Raw genomic sequence first — 4,868 nt, 5'->3', positions numbered from 1 at the left:
AGCCAAACAACTTCAACTTTTGAAAATAAACAATACATTGGTTGTCAACACAGGTTATATCATCATAGGTATATCTCTTTTATTCCTATTTTTCTATTTGATCCTGAACCAAAGTAAAAAACCGATTTTCTTATGGATTATATATATGATTTGGATAATTATCAATTCCATTTATTTCCAGCCCATTAATACCACTTTCCAAAATTATTCATGGGCATTGGGTAGCTTGATGATTATCGCAATGTGCTTATATTTCATTTATGGCATTTTTTTAAAAAATCGCTTTGAGGATAAAAATCTGATTTCCGTTCCCGAGTTTTGGATCGTCTCATTTTTGATGTTTTTCTATTTATGTTCATTTCTATATTTTATCTCTTTTAATTTCTTTTATGACCAAATGGACATTGCATTATACCAACAATTAAATTTTCTGATCAAGATTATGGGATGTATCATGTATCTAGTGATGGGCTTGGCATTTTATGCGCCATATATTTTTAGAAAAGAAGTCGAAGGAATTTGATTTTTTTATGCCTTTTAGGAGCTCCATTCAGAATGACGAAGCACTACCGCCCTTTAAAATGTAGAAAAATTGAATGTCTGAATGCTAAATTGATGGATTGGGCTGGAATTATTGGATCATTCATGTATCTTAGTCCAATCTTGGTCTGTACCCCTAAGCTATCCCAAGGAAAAATCAACAAAAAAATATCGGCGAATAAATGGAGAACAACGGATCTGACCTGTTTGTAATTATTCTCTTGGGTTTTTTCCTTATGCTGTTCATGGTGTCATTCATTATTATCATGGTCATCTACCATCGACAGCGGCAAATCCAAAACAAGCAAAAAGTGGAATCCATGAAAGCTGCTTATGAAAATACCATCCTGAATGTGGAGAAAGAAATCAGGGAAGATATACTGAGCTATGTGGGACGTGAACTTCATGATAATGTTGGACAATTGCTTTCACTGGCAAAACTGAACCTTTCCAGTAGCAAAATAGAAAAAGTCCATGAAGGCAAAGTTTTGATCAATGAAATTATCAGGGAGGTAAGGGCCTTATCTAAGTCCTTGAATTTGGATTGGGTGGATTCCATCACATTGGAGGAATTTATCAAAAAGGAACTTGCCAAGCTTGAAAGTACCGGGTTCTGCAAAGTTGCCTTTCAAAATGACGGAGGAGCCCTTCCATTAAACAAGGAAAAAAAACTTGTCCTGATAAGGATCATTCAGGAATGTCTGAACAATTCCATCAAGCACGCCCATCCTTCTCTGATTGAGATCACTGTAGATACCGATACCTCAAAATCAGAAATAACCATAAAAGATGATGGAAAAGGATTTGATGTCAACAAAAATTCCGAAGGCTCCGGAATGTATAATTTGAAAAACAGAATGAACACTATAGGAGGAGAAATTCTCATCTATTCCAATATCGGAAAAGGAACAGAATTAAAAATAGTTTTACCGCATTCAGCCAATTGAATAAAAAATAAAGAAAATGATCAATATTGCTTTAGCTGATGACCATAAAATGTTTGCCAAAGGGATTGCCGGTCTTTTAGAGGAAGAGGAGGATTTCCGGATCCTTGGCGTCTTTTCAAACGGGCAGGAATTATTGGATTTTTTGAAATCAAGAAAAGTAGATGTGATCCTTACTGATATGAATATGCCTGTCATGGATGGTGCCGGGGTTATAGAAGCAGTCAGGGGCACCCGGCCCCGACCCAAGATCATTGTGCTGTCCATGTATGATGATGAGGCTATTTTTCAAAAATGCCGAAAACTTGGCGCAAATGCTTATGTTCTTAAAAATGCCGATCCCGATGAACTTATTTATACCATAAGAGAGGTATTTGAAGGTTCCCACATCATGAGTTTTCAAAAGGTACTTCAACAAAATCAAGATGACCTCTATGCTGACCTATATAAGGAGAAATTCAAACTATCCAAAAGAGAGTTGCAGATCCTTCGGATGATAAAAAATGGTAAGACCAACAGAGATGTTTCCTTAAATCTTCATTTGAGCATTCATACGGTAGAGGCCCATAGAAAAAAAATACATCATAAACTTGGGGTCAGTTCTATTGCGGAACTTATCAAAAAAGCGCATGATATGAACTTATGAAAAAAATCAGAACAGCCCTTGTAGGATTTGGTTCCGTGGGTGAAAAAATGCACGCCCCATTGATTTCAGTCTGTGAGGACCTGGAACTTGTCGCTGTGGTAGAACGCAACAATGAAAAATCAAAGGAAAAATACCCCCATCTTGAAATATTCAGGAGTTTCGATGATCTCTTAGAATCTGATATTGCTGAACTGATAGTCATCGTCACCCCAAATGAGTATCATTTTCCACAGGCAAAAAAAGCATTGGAAGCAGGAAAGCATGTGGTGGTGGACAAGCCTGTCACGGTTCATTCCAAGGAAGCCATCGAGCTGAAAAAAATTGCGGATGAAAAAGGTTTGGTACTATCCGTCTTTCAAAACCGGAGATGGGATGGGGATATCCGGACCATTCAGAAAATTCTGGCTGAAGGTGTCTTGGGAAGGATTGTTCATTTTGAATCGCATTTTGACAGATTCAGATCTCATATCACCGATAATTGGAGGGAGATGGAAGTACCCGGAAATGGAATTACATACGATTTGGGCACACATCTTATTGATCAGGCAGTGATGCTATTCGGCAAACCGAAGTGGGTCTATGCCGAAATCCTCAAGCAAAGAAGCGGTGCCGTAGCGGATGATTTCTTTGACATCACGCTGATGTATGAGGGTATCAAAGCACGGTTGACTGCAAGTGTGCTTGTCAATGCCCCACTTCCAAAATTTTTGGTTTTGGGAGAAAAAGGCAGTTATATCAAATTCGGGCTGGATGTACAGGAAAAAGCATTCAAGGCCGGAGAAATACCTGAGGGAGTCAACTGGGGGCTGGAAGCTTCAGAAGCCTGGGGACAAATGTACCTTGAAAATTCTTCCGGTTCTTACCAAACCGAAAGGGGAGATTACAGGAATTTTTACCAAAACATTGCCGACACCATAAATGGAAAATCATCCCTGAAAGTCAGAATGGAGGAAGCTATTCTGGTCCTTCAGATCATTGAAGCTGCATTTAAGAGCAATGAAGAGGGGAGAAGGATTGAGTTGGAAGGAGGAAGGTAGAATTAAGATTTAAGATTTAAGATTTAAGATTTAAGGATTTTGAATAAAGGAGGATAGAGGAAAGATGAAGGTTGATGTAACAAACGTTTTGTTGAGGTATTGGCATCTTGAAATTTTGGTCTGGTCTTCCCGTTGTCCTAAGCCTTGACGCTGAGTCTGGCGTTTGTAGCGCCATTTTTTCCATGAAAACAAGTAAAATGCAGCCCTTAAAGAATGTGAGTGGAGACACTCACATTGGCGATCTATATAATTTTGGTCTGATCTTTGTTTTTGCCTGACGCTAACCAACTATAATTTCTTATGAACAAATCATTCGCGATTTTGATGTTGTTTTTTTTTGCGGCCGTTTCTCAGGCCAACGCCCAGATATCAGCAGGGGTTTATTTGTTGAGCTCAAGTACTTTCGCAGCTATCGGGACAGACCCGGACAATAAGATGTTTGGAGAAGCACGGGTTTCTACAGGCAGTGATGTTGGAATAGAAGGTACTTTTGGATACAATTTCATCCAAAAAGAAGAAGTCAACTTTTACAGTGGATTTCATTTGGGGACTGAGGGTAATAATGACGGTTTTTACTTGGGTGTCCCACTTGGTCTTTTATTGAAACCATTCAACAGTAAGAATTTTGGCTTTTTGTTGGAGGCAAGTCCCATATTCAGGACCGAAAGAAGCTCAAATTATTTTAGGGCGGGGATAGGGCTCAAATATACCTTCAGATAAAAAATCCACCAACCCCTCCCAAAATGAATTTTGGGAGGGGTTGGTGGATTTTTACTTTCGATCTATTTCTTTAATTTTGCGCCCATGGCAAAAAATGACGTTACCGCTGAGAATGCGCAATTAAAAGATATAATCGCCCATGCCAAAGAGTATGGCTTTGTTTACCCCTCATCCGAAATCTATGATGGCCTTCAGGCTGTGTATGATTATGGGGCCTATGGGGTGGAACTGAAAAATAACCTCAAGAGACTTTGGTGGGAGACCATGACCCGTCTCAATGACAATATAGTAGGAATTGATGCATCCATATTCATGCATCCAACTACCTGGAAAGCCTCCGGTCACGTGGACAGCTTCAATGACCCGATGATTGACAATAAGGACAGCAAGAAGCGGTACCGTGCGGATGTACTGGTAGAGGAAAAAGCGGCTTTCTATGAAAACTCAGGTGACAAAGAAACTGCCCAAAATCTTCTGAATGCCATGGCAAGATTGCTGGAAGCAGAAGACCTTGCCGGTGTCCGTGAACTGATCATCAATGAAAAAATTACTTGCCCGATCAGCGGCACCTCCAATTGGACAGAAGTCCGTCAGTTTAATCTTATGTTTTCAACACAGGTAGGTTCGGTAGCGGAAGATTCCTCTACTATCTATCTCAGACCTGAAACAGCACAGGGGATTTTTGTCAACTTCCTGAATGTCCAGAAAACCGCCCGGATGAAAGTTCCTTTTGGCATTGCGCAGATAGGAAAGGCTTTCCGAAATGAAATTGTTGCCCGTCAGTTTATTTTCAGGATGCGGGAATTCGAACAGATGGAGATGCAGTTTTTTGTCAGGCCCGGCAGTGAATTGGAATGGTATAAAGAATGGGCAGAAACCAGGATGAAATGGCACAGGGCTTTGGGAATTCCCGAAGAAAAGCTGAGGAGACACGACCATGAGAAATTGGCGCATTATGCCAATGCCGCCATGGATATAGAA

At 40.0% G+C, this 4,868-nt stretch carries 6 protein-coding genes; all 6 read left to right on the top strand.

Annotation, left to right across the window (positions count from 1 at the left end):
- Positions 1-523: hypothetical protein (locus tag ACEW8O_RS15475; protein ID WP_373495528.1), on the top strand; the 523-nt coding region annotated here is incomplete at its 5' end.
- 199 nt (positions 524-722) lie between these two features.
- On the top strand, positions 723-1,487 hold the full coding sequence (locus tag ACEW8O_RS15470) for a sensor histidine kinase (protein ID WP_373495527.1): 765 nt from the start codon (positions 723-725) through the stop codon (positions 1,485-1,487).
- Between the two features lie 16 nt (positions 1,488-1,503).
- Positions 1,504-2,130 carry a response regulator gene (locus ACEW8O_RS15465; protein WP_373495526.1) on the top strand — a complete coding sequence of 209 codons (627 nt, stop codon included), beginning with the start codon at positions 1,504-1,506 and terminating at the stop codon, positions 2,128-2,130.
- Positions 2,127-3,167: an oxidoreductase gene (locus ACEW8O_RS15460; RefSeq protein WP_373495525.1), complete on the top strand. Its 1,041-nt coding sequence runs from the start codon at positions 2,127-2,129 to the stop codon at positions 3,165-3,167. Before ACEW8O_RS15465 ends, ACEW8O_RS15460 begins: the two co-directional genes overlap by 4 nt.
- Positions 3,168-3,467: 300 nt before the next feature.
- Positions 3,468-3,887 (top strand): outer membrane insertion C- signal, encoded by a 420-nt coding sequence (locus tag ACEW8O_RS15455; protein ID WP_373495524.1) that lies wholly within the window; start codon positions 3,468-3,470, stop codon positions 3,885-3,887.
- A gap of 84 nt (positions 3,888-3,971) precedes the next feature.
- A partial coding sequence (locus ACEW8O_RS15450; protein ID WP_373495523.1) for a glycine--tRNA ligase occupies positions 3,972-4,868 on the top strand: 897 nt, incomplete at its 3' end.

Source organism: Aquiflexum sp., assembly GCF_041749095.1.
Taxonomy (GTDB): domain Bacteria; phylum Bacteroidota; class Bacteroidia; order Cytophagales; family Cyclobacteriaceae; genus Aquiflexum.
The sequence above is the reverse complement of the archived record's forward strand: the minus strand, read 5'-3'. Positions and strand labels throughout refer to the sequence as shown.

Bases quoted from the DNA above. Each gene is read 5' to 3' on its own strand.
- ACEW8O_RS15470 (WP_373495527.1), top strand. From the start codon at position 723: ATGGAGAACAACGGATCTGACCTGTTTGTAATTATTCTCTTGGGTTTT.
- ACEW8O_RS15465 (WP_373495526.1), top strand. From the start codon at position 1,504: ATGATCAATATTGCTTTAGCTGATGACCATAAAATGTTTGCCAAAGGG.
- ACEW8O_RS15460 (WP_373495525.1), top strand. From the start codon at position 2,127: ATGAAAAAAATCAGAACAGCCCTTGTAGGATTTGGTTCCGTGGGTGAA.
- ACEW8O_RS15455 (WP_373495524.1), top strand. From the start codon at position 3,468: ATGAACAAATCATTCGCGATTTTGATGTTGTTTTTTTTTGCGGCCGTT.